The organism is Rhodococcus sp. 14-2470-1b, from assembly GCF_002259415.1.
Classification (GTDB): domain Bacteria; phylum Actinomycetota; class Actinomycetes; order Mycobacteriales; family Mycobacteriaceae; genus Rhodococcoides.
The window spans coordinates 47528-66100 of the sequence record NZ_NPFY01000023.1 but is presented as its reverse complement, the minus strand read 5'-3'; the positions used below and the strand labels follow the sequence as shown (position 1 = coordinate 66100).

The following is an 18573-nucleotide window of genomic DNA, read 5'->3' as shown; positions in this document are numbered from 1 at the left end:
CCGGCGGACGAGGCAAGGTGAGAAAAGCGGAACCGCCAGGCATGACGCCTGGCGGTTCCTTCGAGCGAGCGACGGGATTCGAACCCGTGTAAACGGCTTTGCAGGCCGGTGCCTAGCCACTCAGCCACACCCGCATCGAGGACAAGATTGCCCCAGTGAACCCGATGTGACCATCGTTCTGCTCAGCGTGATTTCAAAGACACGGCAGACGACGGCGCCCAGGCCGGATGCCATGGGAGGATGGAGGGCATGTCTGCTTCGTCGCCGCTTCCACTCGATCCCATTGCAGAGGCCCATCGTCAGTGGACCAAGCATGGATGGGGCGACGTCGCCGACGGGATGGCCGCGGTCACGTCGTTGATGCGTGCGCAGCAGATCATGCTTGCGCGGGTCGAGGAAGTGCTGAAGCCGACTGGTTTGACGTTCTCTCGCTACGAGTTGTTGACGTTGCTGACCTTCACCAAGACCGGTGCGATCCCGATGGCAAAAGCAAGTGCGCGCCTGCAGGTCCATCCGACGAGTGTCACCAATGCGGTGGATCGGTTGGAGACCGCCGGCTACGTGCGCCGGACGCCGCATCCGAGCGACCGACGCACCACCCTCGTCGAAATCACCGACAGCGGCCGCGAACTGGCAGTCGATGCCACCGAGAAGCTCAATGCGCAGGTGTTCGGCAAGCCCGGTCTGGCGAAGGATCGGTTGACGTCGCTGGTGCGAATCCTGGCCGAACTGAGGCGCACCGCTGGCGATTTCGAGGACGACGGGGCCGCTGCGGCCTGGTGAATCGCGCTCGCTCACCCGTTTCATGATCAAATGGGCACTGGGGGTGGCGGGGGCCGCTCCCAGGTTGGAGCAAAGCAGTGTTGGTTGTGGGTGTAGGCGCGGGTGCACACGGTGCGCGCGCAATCCTGACGTATCTCGACAGTCCTCATCGAGCGCCGGTGGCGTCGCGCACCGTGCGTCGTCGACGAGGTCAGTCGTTGGTCTCCACGATCTCCGACGGGGTGTCCGCCCTGCACACCATCGCCGCCAAATTGTCTCTGCCGGTGCAGCATTCGGCCATCGCGTACCGATTGGCCGAGGAAGCCGACGCCATCAGCGCCCACCGTGATCCGCGCTACGCCCAACTCGTCCACGAAACCGCAGCGCAGCTGCGTTACCTTCGGTTCACCGGAACCGTTCCCGCGCACGGCTCGACAGTATTGTGCGATCTGGGGAGTACTGGTATGACGGTGTCCGTGCTCGACCTTGCCGCGGGCCACACCGTCGCCGCGCGTCGAACAGAGACGTTCTGCGGTGACGACCTGGACCACCTCGTTCGCCGACATCTCGCCGACCACGGAGTCCGGACGGACATCGACTCGTCCCGCGCACTCAAGGAGCGGCTCAGTGACGGCGGTGTGGTGAACGCGCGCGATCGCGACGGCGCGGGCCACCACGTACTGACGCGAGGGGACTTCGACGACATCATCGCCGGTCCGGTGCGTTACGCGACGATGGTGGTGGAACAGACGATCGAACTGTCCGGCACCAAACCTGCGTCGATCGTCCTGCTCGGTGGGGGCGCCAACGTCACGTCGATCGGCGCGGCCTTCGAGAAACGCCTGCGCCTGCGCACGGTGGTGCCGCAGCGCCCCGAGCTGGTTTCAGCCCGGGGAGCCGCATTGCTGTCCACGATCAGTGGTGCAACCGATCAGCAGTTCAGCGATTGACGAACTTGGCCGGACGCTTCTCCACGAACGCGGCCATGCCTTCCTTCTGATCCTCGGTCGCGAACGTCGAATGGAACAGGCGACGCTCGAACCTGACTCCCTCGGCGAGCGAGGACTCGAACGACCGATTCACGGCGTCCTTCGCCATCATCGCGACAGGAAGCGACATCTCCGCGATCGTGGTCGCGGTGGCGATGGCGTCCTCGAGCAGGTCGGCTACTGGGACGATGCGCGAGACAAGGCCGGCTCGCTCGGCTTCCTCGACCTTCATGTTTCGCCCGGTCAGCACCATCTCCATCGCCTTGGCCTTGCCGACCGCGCGGGTAAGACGCTGCGAACCACCGATTCCGGGAATGACACCGAGCTTGATCTCGGGTTGACCGAACACCGCGGTGTCGGAGGCGATCAGGACGTCGCACATCATCGCGAGTTCGCACCCACCGCCGAGCGCATAGCCGGATACCGCCGCCACGATCGGTGTTCTGGCCGCGGCCAGACGATCCCATGCCGTGAAGAAGTCGTCGAGGTACACGTCCATGTAGGACTTCGGCTGCATCTCCTTGATGTCCGCTCCGGCAGCGAACGCCTTCTCCGAACCGGTGATGAGGATGGCGCCGATGTTCTCGTCACGATCGAGTTCCTCGACGACCGAGACGACCTCGTGCATCAGCTGAGAATTGAGCGCGTTCAATGCCTTCGGCCGATTCAGAGTGACAATGCCGACCCGTCCACGACGCTCGAGCAGAATGGTTTCGAAGTCAGTCACTGCGCTGCTCCCGTCGAACGCTCACGAATGTCGTTGATGATGCCGGAGAAATCGACGTCGGTACCGCCGCCGGACGTCTCCTTGAACTTCGCGTAGATCTCGGCGGCCTGCAGCCCCAGGACTCCCTCGACACCGTTGTCGCGCAACGCGTTGGCAGCGAGACCGAGGTCCTTGTCCATGAGGGCTGCGGCGAAGCCCGGCTTGTAGTCGTTGTTCGCCGGCGACGTGGGGACCGGGCCCGGAACCGGGCAGTTCGTGGTGAGCGCCCAGCACTGACCGGACGCCGTCGACGCAACGTCGAACAGAGCCTGATTGCTGAGTCCGAGCTTCTCCCCCAGCACGAACGCCTCACTGATCGCGATCATGGACACGCCGAGGATCATGTTGTTGCAGATCTTGGCGGCCTGGCCGTTACCGGCCTGCCCGCAGTGCACGACCTTGCGGCCCATCACATCGAGAACCACTGCTGCCGAAGCAAAGTCCTCCTCCGAGCCACCGACCATGAAGGTCAACGTTCCCGCGGCCGCCCCGCCGACTCCGCCGGACACCGGCGCGTCGAGGCCGCGATGGCCCGCGTCGTCGATCAGCTTGTGCGCGGCGTGGGCGTCGGCGACATCGATCGTGGAACTGTCGATGAACAACGTGCCCGGCGCCGCCGCCGGCAGCAGATCCTTGTACAGATCGAGGACAAGCCGCCCGTTCGGAAGCATCGTCACGACGATGCCCGCATCCTTCACTGCTGCCACCGCAGAGTCGACGACGGTCACCCCGTCGGACTCGGCCTGCGCCAACGCTGCCGGGACCAGATCGAAACCCTGCACCGTGTACCCGGCCTTGACCAGATTAGCCGCCATCGGGCCGCCCATGTGGCCGAGACCGATGAAGCCGATCGTCTTCTCACTCATGCGTTCTTCTCCAGTCCCATCGGTCGTTTCTGCAGGCTCCACTCCAGCCCCAGTTCCCTGTCACCCAACGATGCGAAGTACCGATCGACGTCGGCGTCGGTCACGTCTGCGAGCGTCGCAGGCGACCACTTCGGGTTTCTGTCCTTCTCCACGACCTGCGCACGGATGCCCTCGACGAGATCGTGTGATTCGAGGCTCGCGAGCGAGACTCGATACTCTTCGTTCAACACCTCCTCGAGCGACGACGCCGTGGCCGCGTGCCGCAGCGAGCGCAGGGTCACCTTCAGCGAGACAGGCGATTTCGATTCGATGTCGGCCGCAGCTTTCTCTGCGTCGGGTACGCCGCTGCCGCGCAGTCCGTCCACGATGGCCTGGACACTGTCTCCTGCGTAGTACCTGTCGATCCACTCACGCGATGCATCGAGAGTCGACGCAGGTGCTTCTTCGGTGAACTCGTCCAGAGCGTCGGACAATTCACCGGATTCGAGAGCGTCGAAGAACTTCTCGAGATTCGCCGACGGCATGTAGTGGTCCGCGAATCCGGCGGCGATCGCGTCGCCTGCATCCATGCGCGCCGTCGTCAGGCCCAGGTGGGTGCCGAGTTCTCCTGGCGTCCGCGCGAGAAGGAACGTGCCGCCGACGTCGGGGACGAACCCGATCCCGACTTCCGGCATCGCGATCTTCGATCGCTCGGTGACGATTCGGACGTTGCCGTGAGCGGACAACCCGACGCCGCCGCCCATGACCACACCGTCCATGATGGCGACGTACGGCTTCGGGAATCGGGCGATCGCCGCGTTGAGAATGTATTCGTCGCGCCAGAAGTCCTTCGAACCGTTGCCGCCCTCTTTCGCATCGTGGTAGATCGAGACGATGTCGCCGCCCGCGCACAGGCCACGTTCACCGGCTCCCACGAGCAGTACGAGGTCGACATCGTCGGCGGTAGCCCACTGTTCGAGCTTCGGCGCAATCTGCTGCACCATGGCGTGATTGAGCGCGTTGATGGCCTTGGGGCGGTTCAGCGTGATCCGGCCGACCCCACCGCGGACGTCGAACAGGACTTCTGGTTCGGATCCGGTCACTGCCTCGGTCATGCTGCTCCCACTATCGAGCGAGCCACCACGACTCGCATGATCTCGTTGGTTCCTTCGAGGATCTGGTGCACACGAAGATCGCGGACGATCTTCTCGACTCCGTACTCCGCGAGATAACCGTAGCCACCGAGAAGTTGGAGTGCATCGTTGGCAACCTGGAATCCGGTGTCGGTGGCGAATCTCTTCGCCATCGCGCACAGTTCCACCTTGTCCGGCGCGTTCTGCTGCAGCGCATCGGCGGCGCGCCACAGCATGGTGCGTGCAGCTTCGAGTTCGGTCTTCATGTCGGCCAGACGAAACTGAAGAGCTTGGGCGTCGAGCAAACGAGCTCCGAACGCCTTTCGCTCCAACAGATATGCGACGGCCTTGTCCAACGCGGACTGAGCGCCACCGATCGAACACGCCGCGATGTTGAGCCGACCACCGTTGAGTCCGTTCATCGCGATGCGGAAACCGTCGCCCTCGTTACCGAGGACATTGGCGGCCGGGACGCGAACGTCCTCGAAGATGACCTGGCGTGTGGGCTGGGCGTTCCACCCCATCTTCTTCTCGTTGGCCCCGAAGGACAGGCCGGGCGAATCCTTGGGCACGATGATCGCGGAAATCCCCTTGGGGCCCGTACTCCCCGTCCGGACCATCACGACGTACACGTCCGACGTACCCGCACCGGAGATGAACTGCTTGACGCCGTTCAGCACATACTCGTCTCCGTCGCGAACAGCCCTGGTACTCAAGGCCGCCGCGTCGGACCCCGCACCGGGCTCGGTCAGGCAGTAACTACCCAGCTGGTCCATCGAGCACAATCCCGGCACCCACTGGCGACGCTGGTCGTCGTTACCGTAGGTGTCGATCATCCACGTCACCATGTTGTGGATGGAGATGTAGGCCGCGATCGACGGATCACCCGTCGCGAGCTGCTCGAATATGCGCACGGAATCGAGCCGCGTCAAGCCGGACCCACCGACGTCCTCACCGATGTAGATGCCGCCCATTCCCAGACCGGCCGCCTTGCGCAACACATCCACCGGAAAGTGCTTGTTCTGGTCCCACTCGACTGCATCGGGAGCGAGGAACTCGTCGGCGAAATCCCGTGCGGTTTCGTTGATCGCCTTTTCGTCTTCGGTCAGTGTGAACATGCGTCAGTCCATGTTGGGGATGACGAAGTGGTTGGCTGCCTGCTCCTTGGTGCCCGACGGCCACCGCTGTGTGACGGTCTTGGTCTTTGTGTAGAAGCGCACCGAGTCCGGTCCGTGCTGGTTGAGATCGCCGAAGCCGGAGCGCTTCCAGCCGCCGAACGTGTGGTACGCGATCGGCACCGGAATCGGGACGTTGACGCCGACCATGCCGACCTGCACGCGCGAGCAGAAGTCGCGAGCAGTGTCGCCGTCGCGAGTGAAGATGGACACGCCGTTGCCGTATTCGTGCTCGGTCGGTAGACGCAGTGCGTCCTCGTAGTCCTTGGCGCGCACCACGATCAAGACCGGTCCGAAGATCTCTTCCTTGTAGATGCGCATGTCCGTGGTGACCTTGTCGAACAACGTTGCGCCCGCGAAGAATCCGTTCTCGTGGCCCTCGAGCACGAAGTCCCGGCCGTCGACGACGAGCTCGGCTCCTTCGTCGATGCCGATCTGGGTGTAGTCGTTGACCCGCTTCAGCGCGTCGCTTCCGACGAGTGGTCCGAAGTCCGCGGCCTCGTCGTCGGAGCGGCCGATCTTCAGGGTCGCGACGCGTTCCTTCAGCTTGGCGACGAGCGCATCGGCGGTCTCCTCACCGACAGGAACGGCAACCGAGATGGCCATGCAGCGCTCGCCCGCGGAGCCGTAGGCGGCACCGAGGAGGGCGTCGGCGACCTGGTCGAGATCGGCGTCGGGCATGACGAGAGCATGGTTCTTGGCGCCACCGAAACACTGGGCGCGCTTGCCGTTCCTGGCGGCTTCCTCGTAGATGTACTGCGCGATCGGAGTCGATCCGACGAAGCCGATGGCCTTGACGCGATCGTCGTTCAGCAGCACGTCGACGGCGTTCTTGCCGCCGTTGACGACGTTGAAGATGCCCGGCGGCAAACCGGCTTCGAGGAACAGCTCGGCCAGCTTGAGCGGTACCGACGGGTCACGCTCGGACGGCTTGAGGATGAACGCGTTGCCGCACGCAATGGCCGGGCCTGCCTTCCACAGCGGGATCATCGCCGGGAAGTTGAACGGGGTGATACCCGCGACGACGCCGAGCGGCTGCCGCATCGAGTAGACGTCGATTCCGCCGCCCGCGCCTTCGGTGTACTCACCCTTGAGCAGGTGCGGGATGCCGACGGCGAACTCGACGACCTCGAGGCCGCGCTGGATGTCGCCCTTGGCGTCGGCGATGGTCTTGCCGTGCTCGCTCGACAGCAAGCGAGCGAGCTCGTCCATGTCGCGGTTGATGAGCTGCAGGAACTTCATCAGCACACGGGCGCGGCGCTGCGGGTTCCACGTCGCCCACTCGCGCTGGGCCCGCTCGGCGTCGGAGATGGCCGCCTCGACCTCGGCGTCACTGGCCAGCGGAACGAGCGCCTGAACCTCGCCGGTATTGGGGTCGAACACGTCGCCGAAATTCCCCGACTCTCCGGGAACGTGCTTGCCGCCGATGAAATGCGTGAGTTCGCGAGCCATGGAATCCGTCCTAACAGGTACGAGAATGAAGTGTGCTCATCCTATAGTCGGACTTCCACGTATGTCCAGCACGTGAGCGGGTCAGAGCCTGTCGTACAGCGCCCGCAGCTCGGCAACAGCGCGGCTGACCTCGGCCTCGTTGGACCCGTCGGCTCGGAAGACCTTGCGCAGGATCAGCGGGTCCAGGTCGTCCATCGCCGGCGCCGACGTCGGTTTCGGAAGAGCGGGCAGCCTGGCGTCGTCCCCGAACCAGTCTCCGGAATTCAGTTCGTCGTCGCCGTCACCGACACCCTCGATCAGTTGATCCAGGTCGACGCCGCGGAGCGTCAGAATGGTCGCGGCGGACGCATCGACGTGTTCGGCGGCGATGTACATCAACGCGGCCGCATGCTTGCACGGCCAACCGTCGTCCGGGCAGGTGCAGTCGAAGTCCAGCTGACCGCGGTCGTGCGGAAGAAGAATCGACGCCAGTGCCTGTGGGATCGAGTTGGACGCCAGTTCGGCCAACATTCCGGGGTTGGATGCGACGCGGCTCATCAGCGCCGAGATCTGACCGTCGGTCAGCGGATCGACGGTGATCGACGCCGAGAACGGTTCCAGCTGGCTGCCCTGGACCTCGCCGTAGATCTGGCCGCGTTCGACACCGAGGTTGAGTACTTGCCCCTGTCGCGCGTACGTCCGGCCACGGGCGATTCTGCCCGGATCGGCCAGGTCCTCCATGGCGGTGACGAAGTGCCTACCCCACCAGGTCTGACCGAATGCGCCTCGCTTGTTGCGGGCCTCGATGCCGCCCTTGGCTTTCCGACGCTTGCCGTACTGACTGAAGTCGACCATCACTCACCTACCGCGTCTTCGCTGAGACGGAACAGTTCGTGTAGTTCGGCGGTATCCATCTCGGTCACCCAGTTCTCACCGGTGCCGACGGCGAGGTTCGCGAGGTCCTGTTTGGAGTGCAGCATCGAATCGATGCGTTCCTCGACCGTTCCGACACAGAGCAGCTTCTGCACCGAGACGTTCTTGCGCTGGCCGATACGGAAGGCGCGGTCGGTCGCTTGGTTCTCGACCGCCGGATTCCACCAGCGGTCGAGGTGCACGACGTGGTTGGCCGCGGTGAGGTTCAGTCCGGTTCCACCTGCCTTGAGCGAGAGCATCATGATCGGTGGGCCGCCGTCGGTCTGGAAGGCCTCCACCATCGCATCACGCTTCGATTTGGTGACGCCGCCGTGCAGGAACGGCACGTCGGTGCCGAACCTTTCCGCGAAGTACGGCGCGACGATGTCGCCGAACTCCCGAAACTGCGTGAACAGCAACGCTTTCTCGTTCTCTCCGAGGATCGAATCGAGCATGTCCTCGACGAGGCCGATCTTTCCGGAACGATGGTGCCCGCGCTTGAGCACCGGAGAGCCGTCCGACAGGAAGTGCGCTGGATGGTTGCACACCTGCTTGAGCCTCGTCAGCGCAGACAGCACCGCGCCCTTGCGCTTCATCCCCTTGGCGTCGGCGATCTGGGCCATCATCTCGTCGACGACGGCCTTGTACAGGCCCGCCTGCTCGGCGGTGAGGTTCGAGCGCACCGTCATCTCGTTCTTCTCCGGAAGATCGGAGATGACGGCGGGATCGGTCTTGACCCGTCGGAGAATGAACGGAGAAGTGATGGCGCGCAGGCGCGTCACCGCGTTCTCGTCCTTTTCGCGTTCGATGGGAACGGAGAAGCGCTTGCGGAAATCCGTTGGTCTGCCCAGCATTCCAGGGTTGGCGAAGTCGAGGATCGAGCGGAGCTCGTCCAGTCGGTTCTCGACGGGAGTTCCGGTCAGGGCGATCTTGTGCTCGGCCGGAATGGCGAGAGCCGCCTTCGCCTGTCCCGTACCGGAGTTCTTGATGTGCTGCGCTTCGTCGAGCACGACCCGACGCCACGTCCGCTCCGCCAACTGCGCCCGATCGCGCGCCATCAGTGCATACGTCGTCACGACGAGATCGTGCGCGGAAATGGCATCTCGAAGCTCGTCACCGCTCAACCGCGCCGCACCGTGGTGAACCATCACGCGTAGGCCGGGGGTGAACTTCGCGGCTTCGCGCTGCCAGTTTCCGACGACCGACATCGGCGCCACCAGGAGCGTCGGCGTCGTACTCCGTTCGTGCGCGAGGAGGGTGAGTACCTGCAGAGTCTTGCCGAGCCCCATGTCGTCGGCGAGTACCGCTCCGAGTCCCAGCCTGCTCATGAACGCCAGCCACTCCACACCCCGCTGCTGGTACGGCCGCAGAGTTGCGTTCACGCCCGGTGGAAGCGGAATCGGCTCCGGGCTCGCTCCCGGCTCGAGCAGCGCCTTCGCCCATCCCGTCGCCCGGATGTCCTGAACGGTCGCCGGAGGCGGATCGGCAAGGGTCATCTCGCGCATCAACTTGCCGAGCGGGGTCCCGTCGCCGTGGTGCTCGGCGACGTATTTGGCGGCGCGGGCGAGTTGACCACCGTCGGCGAGCACCCACTGCCCGCGCAGACGCACCAGGTCACCCTTGGACACGGCCAGGCGATTCATCTCGGCCTCGGTGAGGACCATGTCGCCGAGCTGAAGTTGCCAGTCGTAGGAGACCAGTTCCTCCATGCCGACGGCTCGGTCGGCGGCGGCCTTGGTCACCGCAGGCGATTCCACCCGCAAGCGCATCGACGGATCCAGCCGCGTCCATGCCCGGGGCAGCAGCACCGTCGTTCCGGTCGCCTGTAGTGCCGTCGCACCGTGCTCGACAAGATCGATCACCACCGACGTGGGCAGCAGGAGATCGAGCGTACCGTCCTCCGACGGCAGATCCCGCAGCCGCGGGTACGCCGCCACGGCCTCGCCAAGCTTGCGCACGGCTGTGGAAAGCAGGGTCGCGTCGACTCGGCGGTTCATCGGAACCGGCACGGGCGCTTCGCCGTCGGCGCGCAGACATACCTGCAAGGTCCAGAACGCTTCGCCGAAATCCGCAGAATCTTCCGGCTCGTCGTCGGTGGGTTCGAGCAATCGCAGAACCAGCGACGGCTCGTCGACGGTGAGGGTTTCCCGCCACTTCTCCAGCAGAGTCGACGCTTGCTGAGTGCCTTCCACGTAGGGGTCGTCCAGAACGAGGGCCGACAGCAGCGGATGTTCCGGATAGGGTCTGCCCAGCACCGACCTGACGATGGGATCGGTCAGTTCGGCCAGCATGTCGTCCAGGATTGCCTTGGGTCTGTGGCCCGCACGCTGCACGGACGGCATGGCCGCGGCGAGTTCGCTGGCCCAGGCCCGTTGGCGCTCCCCGCCCACCAGACGCCACCTCGGCCACCACGTCCCTTCCAGTCGGACGAGCGAGGGTACGACTCTGCCTGCGCGCACCCACCGCTCGATGCCGTGCGCGACGTGCGCCAGATACTGCAGATCACCTGCGATCAGCGGATGCGGCGTGATCCTGAGCAGCAGGTCGGCAGCATTGAACGGTACGAGCGCGATCGCGGGAACGCTGGCCGTCGGGGGCAGCCCGCCATCGGTCGGCGGGAACGTGACCTCGACTCGGTGACGAAACGGTCTGCCGAGTACCTGCGCGAGCGCGGCAGGTAGAGCGGGCTCCGTACCGGTGGTGACCTCGTCGTCCCACAGTGCCAACCCGCTGCCGGGAGACCAGAGACCGTGAAGCACTCGTCCATCCAACCAGGGTGCTCGGTTACGGATGGGCGTGGTGTGCCGGTTGCCGCGCCGTGCGCGGGGTTCGTGCGACGCCGACGGGCGAGAAATAGCACACCTCACCCACCGACTACCGGACATTTGGCACAGTGGATGAATGATCGCTTATGGGTTCAGTGAGTACGGAGGTCCCGAAACCGAGTATTTCCTCGACGTGCCGATTCCAGACCCCGGACAGGGACAAGTGCTGGTAGCGGTGCATGCAGCCGGGGTGAACCCTGCCGATTGGAAGGTGCGAGCCGGCAACCGCAAGGACACCGTGCACACGTCCCTACCGGCAGTTCTCGGCCGTGAGGTGTCCGGCACGGTGGTCCAGGTCGGTACTCATGTGGACGGTTTCTCGGTGGGCGATCGAGTGTTCGGATCCACCGCGGCCGGTCACGGCGGGTACGCGCAGTACACGGTGTTGAACGCGTCCAGCGCCGCGCACAAGCCCGGTGCCGTGACGTTCGCCGCAGCCGCCACGCTGCCGGTCGCGGCAGGTACGGCTTACGACGGTGTCGACCAGCTGGGCCTCGCGAGCGGTTCGACGTTGCTGGTACTCGGCGCGGGCGGCGGGGTCGGTTCCGCCGTGCTGCAGATAGCCAAGGCGCGCGGTCTGAACACGATCGGCGTGGCCGGCACGGGCAAGCAGGAGTGGGTGTCAGGCCTCGGGGCTCGTTTCGTCCCCTCCGGCGAACACTTCGCCGACGCCGTGGACACCGTGGTGGACGGCATCTTCGATCTCGTCGGCGGGGACACCTTGAAATCGGCGGTATCGCTGACCAAGCCCGACGCACCTGTCGTCAGCGTCGCGGATCCCGTGCTCGCGACGTCGCTGGGCGGGTCGGGCGTGCACCGCAGGCGGACCACGGAGGCCTACGAAGCCGTGGCCGATCTGGTGGCCACCGGTGTGCTGACACCTCGGATCGACCAGACCTTCCCTCTCGAGCGGGCAGGTGAAGCACTCGCGACGGTGGAGCGCGGCCACGCGACCGGCAAGGTCGTCATCGAAGTCGGCTGAGCAACCACTGTCGGTGGGGTGCGGCACAATCGTGTCCGGATAGACCGAGTTCGACGATTGGGCGTGTGTGAAGAAGCTGCGTGTGGCGCTGCTGTTGCTGGTGGCCGCTCTGGCCATGACTGCATTCGGGTCCTGCGACAGAGCGTCGATTCCGGGTTTCTCGCCTCCTCCTCCAGCGCCGGGTAGTCCCACACGAGTGCAGATCGAGGATCTACTTGCGCGGGTACAGGTGGTCGCGGACAGGCCCGACAACCCGGGATACGAGCGGGGTTGCAAAAGCGGGGAGGGCTGTGTGTTCGGACCGGCGTGGACCGACGATTACGACGGGCCCGGCGGTCACGACGGCTGCGGTACCCGCGACAACGTCCTGGCACTTTCCCTCACCGAAGTGACGTTCCGTGACGGGACTCGGAACTGCGTGGTCACGTCGGGGGTTCTCGCGGACCCGTACTCCGGTGAGTCCGTCGCATTCGTCAAGGCCGACGCAGGCAAGATCCAGATCGACCACGTCTACCCACTGTCCGCGGCCTGGGACATGGGCGCGAACGCATGGACACCGGACAAGCGAGTCCAGTTCGCCAACGACATCGACTTCAACCTCCTTGCCGTGAACGGGCCCGACAACCAGTCGAAGAGCGACTCCACTCCAGCGCAGTGGCTACCACCCAACGCCGCGTACCGATGCTTCTACGCGGGCAAGTACCTGTCCGTCGCGGCGCAGTACGCGCTGCCGATCACACAGGCGGACCAGCGCGCGCTCTCGTCGGTGGCGCAGAACTGCTGAGAGTAAAGTCCGAACGATGTCCTCGCGCAGCTTCCTCGACCGTGAAACACAACTGTGCATGTCGCTCTCCGGTCGCCCGAGCAACATCGGTACGCGTTTCCACAACTACCTCTACGACGAACTCGATCTGAACTTCGTCTACAAAGCCTTCACGACGACGGATCTCGCTGCCGCGATCGGAGGCGTCCGCGCTCTCGGAATCCGCGGGTGCGCAATCTCGATGCCGTTCAAGGAAGACGTCATCGCGTCGATCGATGTGATGCACGATTCCGCGAGCGCCATCGAATCGGTCAACACCATCGTCAACGAGAACGGCGTACTGCACGCGTACAACACCGATTATCAAGCAGTCGCGAATCTGCTTGCGTCATCAGGCTTCTCCACCGACTACACGGTCTCGGTGACCGGTAGCGGAGGAATGGCCAAAGCGGTCGTTGCAGCACTTCGTGATTCGGGATTCACCCGAGGCACCGTCGTCGCCCGCAACGAGGTCACCGGTCCGGCTCTGGCCGCCGCCTACGGATACGAGTGGTCTGCCCGCACCGTCCATGCCGACCTGCTCGTCAACGTCACCCCCGTCGGAATGGCGGGCGGCCCCGACGCCGATGCCTCGCCATACTCCGACGAGCAGATCCACGGCGCCCACGCAGTGTTCGACGTAGTCGCCATGCCGTCGGAAACGCCGTTGATCGTGAAAGCCCGGGCCGCAAACAAGCCCGTCATCACGGGCGCACAGGTGATCGCGCTGCAGGCAGCCGAGCAGTTCGTCCTCTACACCGGCATCCGGCCAACGGACGAGCAAATCCAGCGGGCGTCGGAGTTTTCGCGGAGCTAGCCCGAAGACCGTGCAGGATTATTCAAAGGACAGTTTGCCCACCGTCAACTGACGGTGACAAAGGAGGGCCAGTGCAGACTGGTTACGGCGTGGAGATCAGTCGCCAGACATAAGGCAGATTTACCAGCGGAGCGCAGAGGGCCATCGCGCACGGCATCAGGGTCGGCCCTTCTTTCCTTGCTCACGGTATGGACCCCATGGCGACGATTCCGCCGACCAAGCTGGCCAGTGGCGCTCCGCTATGGGACGGTCGAGACACGAAACGGACGGAGGCCACGAGTGTCTCCGTATCCCGAGTTATTGCACACTGTCATCGACACGACCGATACTCGCGCACTTGCCGAGTTCTACCGGCAACTCTCGAGCTTGAGGCACCGAGCAGGCGACGAGCCGTCCGAAACCCCCGAATCCCAGCCAGGGTGGTTGGTGCTTGTGGACGCGAGCGGCGTCCGAAAATTAGCGTTCCAGCGCGTCGACTTGTTGCCGAGAATTACGTGGCCTGCGCACGACATTCCGATGCAGATACACCTCGACTTCACCGTGCGCAACGCCGCGGACTGCAACGACAGCGTCAGCGCGCCGAGTCACTCGGCTCACAGGTGATGTTCGATCGCACCGACGACGCCGAGGAGCCGCTCTATGTCTTCGCTGATCCATCAGGTCATCCGTTCTGCATATTTGTCGCGTGAACTCTGGCCTAGACGTTCCTGAGAACCGGCGTCAGGTATCGGATCAGGGCAGTTTTGAGTTCGGTTACGAGTTCCTTCTTTCTGGCGGTTTTCTTCTCTGCTGCAATGACGGGCATCATCCCGCGCGCGATCTGCAACGCGACCAACGTATGGAGCCGGAGACGCTTGGTGCTCAGGGCCGGGGCCAGCGCAGCGAGTGCCTGTTCGACCCGTGCGGCGAGTTCGTTCTGTAGCGGCACCACCGCTGCATACAACGCAGGCTGAGTGTCCGCACGCGAGAACAACTGCAAGAAAGCAGGATTGGCGGCGTTGAAGGCAACCATGTTGTCCACGGCCCGATCGACGAACTCCTCCAAAGTCTCGCCACTGCCATCCGGCGGTGGGTGCACCGCGGCCGACTGCGCCGCAGTCAGATCGACAACATACCGTTCCGCCAAGGCTTCGGCGATCTGCTCTTTGTTTCGAAAAAATTGATACAGCGACCCCGGCGAGATACCCGACCTGGCTGCAATCGCGTTCGTGGTTGCCGCATCGAACCCGACCTCACCGAACAACTCTTCGGCTCCATCCAGAATCGCCGACATACGTTTCAGGCCGCGTTCCTGACGCTTGGGGGTATCGGCGGTAGCCGACGGTCGAGCACTGTTCACCTGATCTCCGAATCTTCCCATGGACAAGACGAGTAACCACTCGTATTGTTTAACGCGAGCAACCGCTCGCATTCACGGTAGCAGGGGGATCTGCGATGCCCACACGATTCGTCACAACTCGCCCCGGACTGACCTTGGCATTGGCCGGGATCCTGTTCGTCGTGCTGACCGCCGTCGCGGCTGGAGCCATGAACGCACTGTCACTGAACCGATTCGAGGCCACGAACGCCCCCTCGGCATCGGCCGAAGCTGTATTGAACGATGCTCTGTCGACGGGAACGCCCAACATCGCCGTTCTGGTGACGCCGACCGGTGGTGGGCTCGACAGCGCCGATGTCGCGCGCGCCGGACTGAACCTGACCACCCTGGTCGGTGACTTTCCCGGCGTCGGTAACGCGTGGTCGTACTGGACCGAGAACGTGCCGACTCTCGCCGCGAACGACGGGAGCTCCGCGCTGATACTGGCGTGGGCGCCGGGCGACGCCACCCACGTGCGCCAAGAAGTCCTGCCGGCGTTGGAAGAGGCACTGGAATCGGCACCACTGCAGTCCGTCGAACTGGCCCTCGGCGGTAGCGATCAAGTCTTCCGTGCGGTCGCCGAACAATCACGCACCGACTTCCTGCGCGCCGAAATGATCATCGCACCGCTGGTCGTCTTGTTGCTGTGGGCGGTAGTGCGACGCCTACGCCTGGCGGGTGCCGTCTTCGCTACCGGACTGTTCTCCGTGGTCGGCACACTTGCAATCCTTCGAATTGTCACCCTCGTCACCGAGGTATCGACCTTCGCCGCGAACATCGCCCTCGTCATGGGCATCGCACTCGGCGTCGATTACGGCCTGTTTCTGATCTACCGATTCCGCGAGGAGGCCCGGCGCACCACGGACAAACGCGAAGCAGTCCAGCGTGCGACTACCGCAGCGGGGCGCACGATCATGTTCTCGGGTGCGACGGTCGCCGCATCCCTCGCTGTGCTGTTGGTCTTTCCGTTCCCGTTCCTGGCGTCCTTCGCCTACGCCGGAATAGCCGTCGTCATCACCGCCGTCGCCGCGGCAACGCTGGTCCTTCCTGCAGCTCTGGTACTCCTCGGACCGCGCGCATTACGACGCACCGAACGACCCGGTCACGAGCAGGACGGTAGCCCGGTGTGGCGACGGATCACCGAAGCGACGACCGGCCGGCCGGTCGTGTTCGCGGTCATTGGTGTCGTCGTGCTCGTTTTACTCGGCGCCCCGATCCTCGGTGCCCGATTCGGTGCCCCCGACGACCGGATCCTGCCGCAGTCGGTACCGGTGCGCGCACTCTACGACACCATCCGTGACGACTATGCCAGCGAAGACGCCGACGCAGTCCTTGTCGCAGCATCGAACACCGGCCCGGATCGGATCGCCCGATACGCCAGCGACCTGGCGGCACTGCCCGAAGTTCTGCGCGTCGACGGACCAATGGGCAGCATCGACTCGAGCGGAACCATCACCCCGGCCCCAGACACTGCCGTTCGCTTCGAGGACGATGGATCCTCCACCTATCTGTCGGTAGTCCCCACCCGCGAATCGCTCGACGACCGAGCTGGTTTCGTCGAAGCCGTCCGTTCCGTGGACGCACCGGCGGGGGTATTGATCGGGGGATCGCCCGCGATGCTCGACGACTACACAAGCGGAGTCACCGCCCGACTACCGCTCGTCGCCGTGCTCATCGCCGTGATCACGTTCGGGATCCTGTTCCTGATGACCGGATCGATCATCGCGCCGATCAAGGCCACCGCGCTGAACTTACTGTCGCTGACAGTCATGTTCGGAGTCCTTGTGTGGGGATTCCAGAACGGCAACCTCGCGGGGTTGCTTGGCTTCACACCGACCGGTGCGATCGAGCCCAGCATCCCGATCCTCATGTTCTGCATCGCCTACGGATTGTCGATGGACTACGAAGTGTTCCTGCTGTCGAGAATCAAAGAAGAATTCGACCGCACCGGAGACAACCGCCGCTCCATCATCGACGGCATCTCACGCTCTGCTCCCGTCGTCACCGCAGCAGCGCTGATCCTGGCCGTCTCGTTCGCCACCTACGCCACCTCCGGAGTGACGTTCCTGCAGCAACTCGGAATCGGCATGGCACTGGCAGTACTCGTCGACGCCACCATCATCCGCGCCCTCCTCGTCCCGGCAATCATGCAACTGACCGGACGCTGGAACTGGTGGGCACCAGGCCCACTCGCACGCCTGCACAAGCGAATCGGAGTCACCGAGTCCCCGAACGTGCCCGACCGCGACTTCCACCACGAACCCAAGACCTACGCCTGACCTACCAGCACCACCACACCACCGACCAGCATCGTCACACTCGGATGGAGTATCGCCATGCCCGAACACATACCGTTGCATCCCATCACCCATGCCGTTGCCGCCGTCATCGTCGCACTCATGTCCGCTGCCCTGATGATCGGAGCGCCCGGACGTTCTACAGCTCAGCCGGCCCCGCCCAACGTCGTGGACGTCCCTGTGTCCTTCACCGTTCGCAACGTCAACGACACTGCGGTGCCGTGCTCGGCAGACGGTCGAACCTCCACCGTACGAGGTCATCTCACGGCTCCTGCCGCCGGGATCGGGTCTGCTGTCACTCTCTACGAACACGGCATTGCAGCAGGCGAATGGTACTGACGCCTGCCTGTACCTGGCTATCACCACAGCTACGAGATGGCGGCCAGGGGCCAGACCTCCCTCACCATCGACAGGCTCGGCTACGACTCCTCCGACTCCCCGGCTGGCGGTGCTATGTGCGTCGGGTCCCAAGCGACAATGGCGCACCAGATCGTTCAAGCCCTGCGAAGCAGGACTACCAGTGGAACGCTCCCGGCTCGGCACCGACGTTCGACCACATCACGCTCGCCGGACAGTCCAACGGCGGCCAGATCGTCCAGATCGAAGCCTTCACATTCAACGACATCGACGCTCTCGTCGTCATGGACTGGGCAGACCGAGGCCTCACCCCCGAAGCCTACGTTCGCTTCTTCGCTACCACAGCCCGATGTCTGGCCGGCGGGTCTCCATCGGAACGCAACACCGAAGTAAGCGGATACACCTTCTACGACCAAGGGCGAACCGAATTCGTCACAGGAAATTACACAGACACCGAACAGCACGTCATCGACGCCGCTGCGCCATTTCAAAACCAGCACCCTTGTGGCGACATGCTGTCGCAAGGACCCGCAATTGCTGTGGACTTGCTCAATCTATCGAAAATCACGATTCCGATACTCGGTTTAAACGGGGATGACGACGCGCGCGTGCAATACGGAACCGAACATATTCGGTCATTCACAGGGACCCCCGACAAATACAGCGTGACAGTACCGAACGCCGGGCACTACATGGGCCATGCAAAGGACTACGTGCTCGAACACGCCCGCCAGTACGGGCAGCGGCTGTCGGTGTTCTCCGGCTGCATCTTCGCCTCCGACGATCCGGTGTACCGGGGTGTGGCGATCCCGCGGCGGTTCTTCAAAATTGCTGCTTGGCAACAGGATGTGGCTTTTGCAGCGACGGGGTACGTCCTCGATCAGACGCAGTCGCTGGGTCCGATCCTCGAACGTCCCGCCCGCGCCGACACTGCTACTCCCCCACTCGGTCCGTGTCGAACCTTCCAGGTCCCCATCGAAGACATTGCAGATGCAACAGGGCTGTCGATAGACCGACTCGTCACCGCGGACCGGTACGCCCTGCAGTCTGCCGCACGGCTCGAACAGCAGCGGTGGACCGAACTGTCGTCCTACGCTGACATCGTTGTGTAGTGCAGTAGCCG

Annotated in this window: 18 protein-coding genes and 1 tRNA gene; 10 read left to right on the top strand and 9 right to left on the bottom strand. The window is 64.0% G+C overall.

The window, feature by feature from the left end; all coding sequences use genetic code 11:
• Positions 1 to 63: 63 nt before the first annotated feature.
• Positions 64 to 134, bottom strand: a tRNA-Cys gene (locus CH293_RS18030).
• A gap of 115 nt (positions 135 to 249) precedes the next feature.
• Between CH293_RS18030 and CH293_RS18025 the strand changes: the two genes are divergently transcribed.
• Complete coding sequence (locus CH293_RS18025) at positions 250 to 783, top strand: MarR family winged helix-turn-helix transcriptional regulator (RefSeq protein WP_037104743.1); 534 nt, start codon at positions 250 to 252, stop codon at positions 781 to 783.
• Positions 784 to 860: 77 nt separating this feature from the next.
• On the top strand, positions 861 to 1712 hold the full coding sequence (locus tag CH293_RS18020; RefSeq protein ID WP_255122897.1) for a hypothetical protein: 852 nt from the start codon (positions 861 to 863) through the stop codon (positions 1710 to 1712).
• Here the strand turns inward: CH293_RS18020 and CH293_RS18015 are convergent.
• The 7 genes from CH293_RS18015 to CH293_RS17985 form a co-directional block, all read right to left on the bottom strand.
• Entirely contained in the window at positions 1702 to 2478 is a 777-nt protein-coding gene (locus CH293_RS18015) for an enoyl-CoA hydratase (RefSeq protein WP_037104649.1), read from the bottom strand. The two genes, CH293_RS18020 and CH293_RS18015, sit on opposite strands and share 11 nt — an antisense overlap.
• Positions 2475 to 3383 carry a 3-hydroxyisobutyrate dehydrogenase gene (gene mmsB / locus CH293_RS18010; protein ID WP_037162317.1) on the bottom strand — a complete coding sequence of 303 codons (909 nt, stop codon included), beginning with the start codon at positions 3381 to 3383 and terminating at the stop codon, positions 2475 to 2477. Before mmsB ends, CH293_RS18015 begins: the two co-directional genes overlap by 4 nt.
• A complete protein-coding gene (locus CH293_RS18005) occupies positions 3380 to 4477 on the bottom strand; it encodes an enoyl-CoA hydratase/isomerase family protein (protein WP_094720995.1) in 1098 nt (365 codons plus the stop codon). Before CH293_RS18005 ends, mmsB begins: the two co-directional genes overlap by 4 nt.
• A complete protein-coding gene (locus CH293_RS18000) occupies positions 4474 to 5613 on the bottom strand; it encodes an isobutyryl-CoA dehydrogenase (protein WP_094720994.1) in 1140 nt (379 codons plus the stop codon). The genes CH293_RS18005 and CH293_RS18000 overlap by 4 nt, the downstream gene beginning before the upstream one ends.
• A 3-nt stretch (positions 5614 to 5616) precedes the next feature.
• Positions 5617 to 7122 (bottom strand): CoA-acylating methylmalonate-semialdehyde dehydrogenase, encoded by a 1506-nt coding sequence (locus tag CH293_RS17995; protein ID WP_094720993.1) that lies wholly within the window; start codon positions 7120 to 7122, stop codon positions 5617 to 5619.
• An 81-nt stretch (positions 7123 to 7203) separates the two neighbouring features.
• On the bottom strand, positions 7204 to 7956 hold the full coding sequence (locus CH293_RS17990; RefSeq protein WP_094721021.1) for an SWIM zinc finger family protein: 753 nt from the start codon (positions 7954 to 7956) through the stop codon (positions 7204 to 7206).
• Positions 7956 to 10772 carry a DEAD/DEAH box helicase gene (locus CH293_RS17985; RefSeq protein ID WP_094720992.1) on the bottom strand — a complete coding sequence of 939 codons (2817 nt, stop codon included), beginning with the start codon at positions 10770 to 10772 and terminating at the stop codon, positions 7956 to 7958. The genes CH293_RS17990 and CH293_RS17985 overlap by 1 nt, the downstream gene beginning before the upstream one ends.
• Positions 10773 to 10914: 142 nt before the next feature.
• On the opposite strand from CH293_RS17985, the gene CH293_RS17980 reads away from it, so the two are divergent.
• From CH293_RS17980 to CH293_RS28795, 5 genes are all read left to right on the top strand, one after another.
• A complete protein-coding gene (locus CH293_RS17980; protein WP_094720991.1) occupies positions 10915 to 11820 on the top strand; it encodes an NADP-dependent oxidoreductase in 906 nt (301 codons plus the stop codon).
• A gap of 115 nt (positions 11821 to 11935) precedes the next feature.
• Positions 11936 to 12604, top strand: coding sequence for an HNH endonuclease family protein (locus tag CH293_RS17975; protein WP_176460050.1), 669 nt, complete (start codon positions 11936 to 11938; stop codon positions 12602 to 12604).
• Positions 12605 to 12620: 16 nt separating this feature from the next.
• A complete protein-coding gene (locus CH293_RS17970) occupies positions 12621 to 13439 on the top strand; it encodes a shikimate 5-dehydrogenase (protein WP_094720989.1) in 819 nt (272 codons plus the stop codon).
• A 54-nt stretch (positions 13440 to 13493) separates the two neighbouring features.
• Positions 13494 to 14042, top strand: coding sequence for a VOC family protein (locus CH293_RS28800; protein ID WP_369597568.1), 549 nt, complete (start codon positions 13494 to 13496; stop codon positions 14040 to 14042).
• On the top strand, positions 13997 to 14128 hold the full coding sequence (locus CH293_RS28795; RefSeq protein WP_369597569.1) for a VOC family protein: 132 nt from the start codon (positions 13997 to 13999) through the stop codon (positions 14126 to 14128). Before CH293_RS28800 ends, CH293_RS28795 begins: the two co-directional genes overlap by 46 nt.
• Before the next feature lie 8 nt (positions 14129 to 14136).
• Here the strand turns inward: CH293_RS28795 and CH293_RS17960 are convergent, their stop codons facing one another.
• Positions 14137 to 14778, bottom strand: a complete 642-nt coding sequence (locus CH293_RS17960; RefSeq protein WP_217900770.1) for a TetR/AcrR family transcriptional regulator — start codon at positions 14776 to 14778, stop codon at positions 14137 to 14139.
• 95 nt (positions 14779 to 14873) lie between these two features.
• Between CH293_RS17960 and CH293_RS17955 the strand changes: the two genes are divergently transcribed.
• The 3 genes from CH293_RS17955 (at position 14874) to CH293_RS17945 (ending at position 18562) form a co-directional block, all read left to right on the top strand.
• Positions 14874 to 17075, top strand: a complete 2202-nt coding sequence (locus CH293_RS17955; RefSeq protein WP_094720987.1) for an MMPL family transporter — start codon at positions 14874 to 14876, stop codon at positions 17073 to 17075.
• A 57-nt stretch (positions 17076 to 17132) separates the two neighbouring features.
• Positions 17133 to 17432 (top strand): hypothetical protein, encoded by a 300-nt coding sequence (locus tag CH293_RS17950; RefSeq protein ID WP_094720986.1) that lies wholly within the window; start codon positions 17133 to 17135, stop codon positions 17430 to 17432.
• A gap of 683 nt (positions 17433 to 18115) precedes the next feature.
• Positions 18116 to 18562, top strand: coding sequence for a DNA/RNA non-specific endonuclease (locus CH293_RS17945; RefSeq protein ID WP_255122896.1), 447 nt, complete (start codon positions 18116 to 18118; stop codon positions 18560 to 18562).
• Positions 18563 to 18573 lie beyond the last annotated feature (11 nt).

Coding starts and splice junctions, on each gene's coding strand:
- CH293_RS18025 (WP_037104743.1), top strand. CDS start 250: ATGTCTGCTTCGTCGCCGCTTCCACTCGATCCCATTGCAGAGGCCCAT.
- mmsB (WP_037162317.1), bottom strand. CDS start 3,383: ATGAGTGAGAAGACGATCGGCTTCATCGGTCTCGGCCACATGGGCGGC.
- CH293_RS18005 (WP_094720995.1), bottom strand. CDS start 4,477: ATGACCGAGGCAGTGACCGGATCCGAACCAGAAGTCCTGTTCGACGTC.
- CH293_RS18000 (WP_094720994.1), bottom strand. CDS start 5,613: ATGTTCACACTGACCGAAGACGAAAAGGCGATCAACGAAACCGCACGG.
- CH293_RS17995 (WP_094720993.1), bottom strand. CDS start 7,122: ATGGCTCGCGAACTCACGCATTTCATCGGCGGCAAGCACGTTCCCGGA.
- CH293_RS17990 (WP_094721021.1), bottom strand. CDS start 7,956: ATGGTCGACTTCAGTCAGTACGGCAAGCGTCGGAAAGCCAAGGGCGGC.
- CH293_RS17980 (WP_094720991.1), top strand. CDS start 10,915: ATGATCGCTTATGGGTTCAGTGAGTACGGAGGTCCCGAAACCGAGTAT.
- CH293_RS17975 (WP_176460050.1), top strand. CDS start 11,936: ATGACTGCATTCGGGTCCTGCGACAGAGCGTCGATTCCGGGTTTCTCG.
- CH293_RS17970 (WP_094720989.1), top strand. CDS start 12,621: ATGTCCTCGCGCAGCTTCCTCGACCGTGAAACACAACTGTGCATGTCG.
- CH293_RS17955 (WP_094720987.1), top strand. CDS start 14,874: ATGCCCACACGATTCGTCACAACTCGCCCCGGACTGACCTTGGCATTG.
- CH293_RS17950 (WP_094720986.1), top strand. CDS start 17,133: ATGCCCGAACACATACCGTTGCATCCCATCACCCATGCCGTTGCCGCC.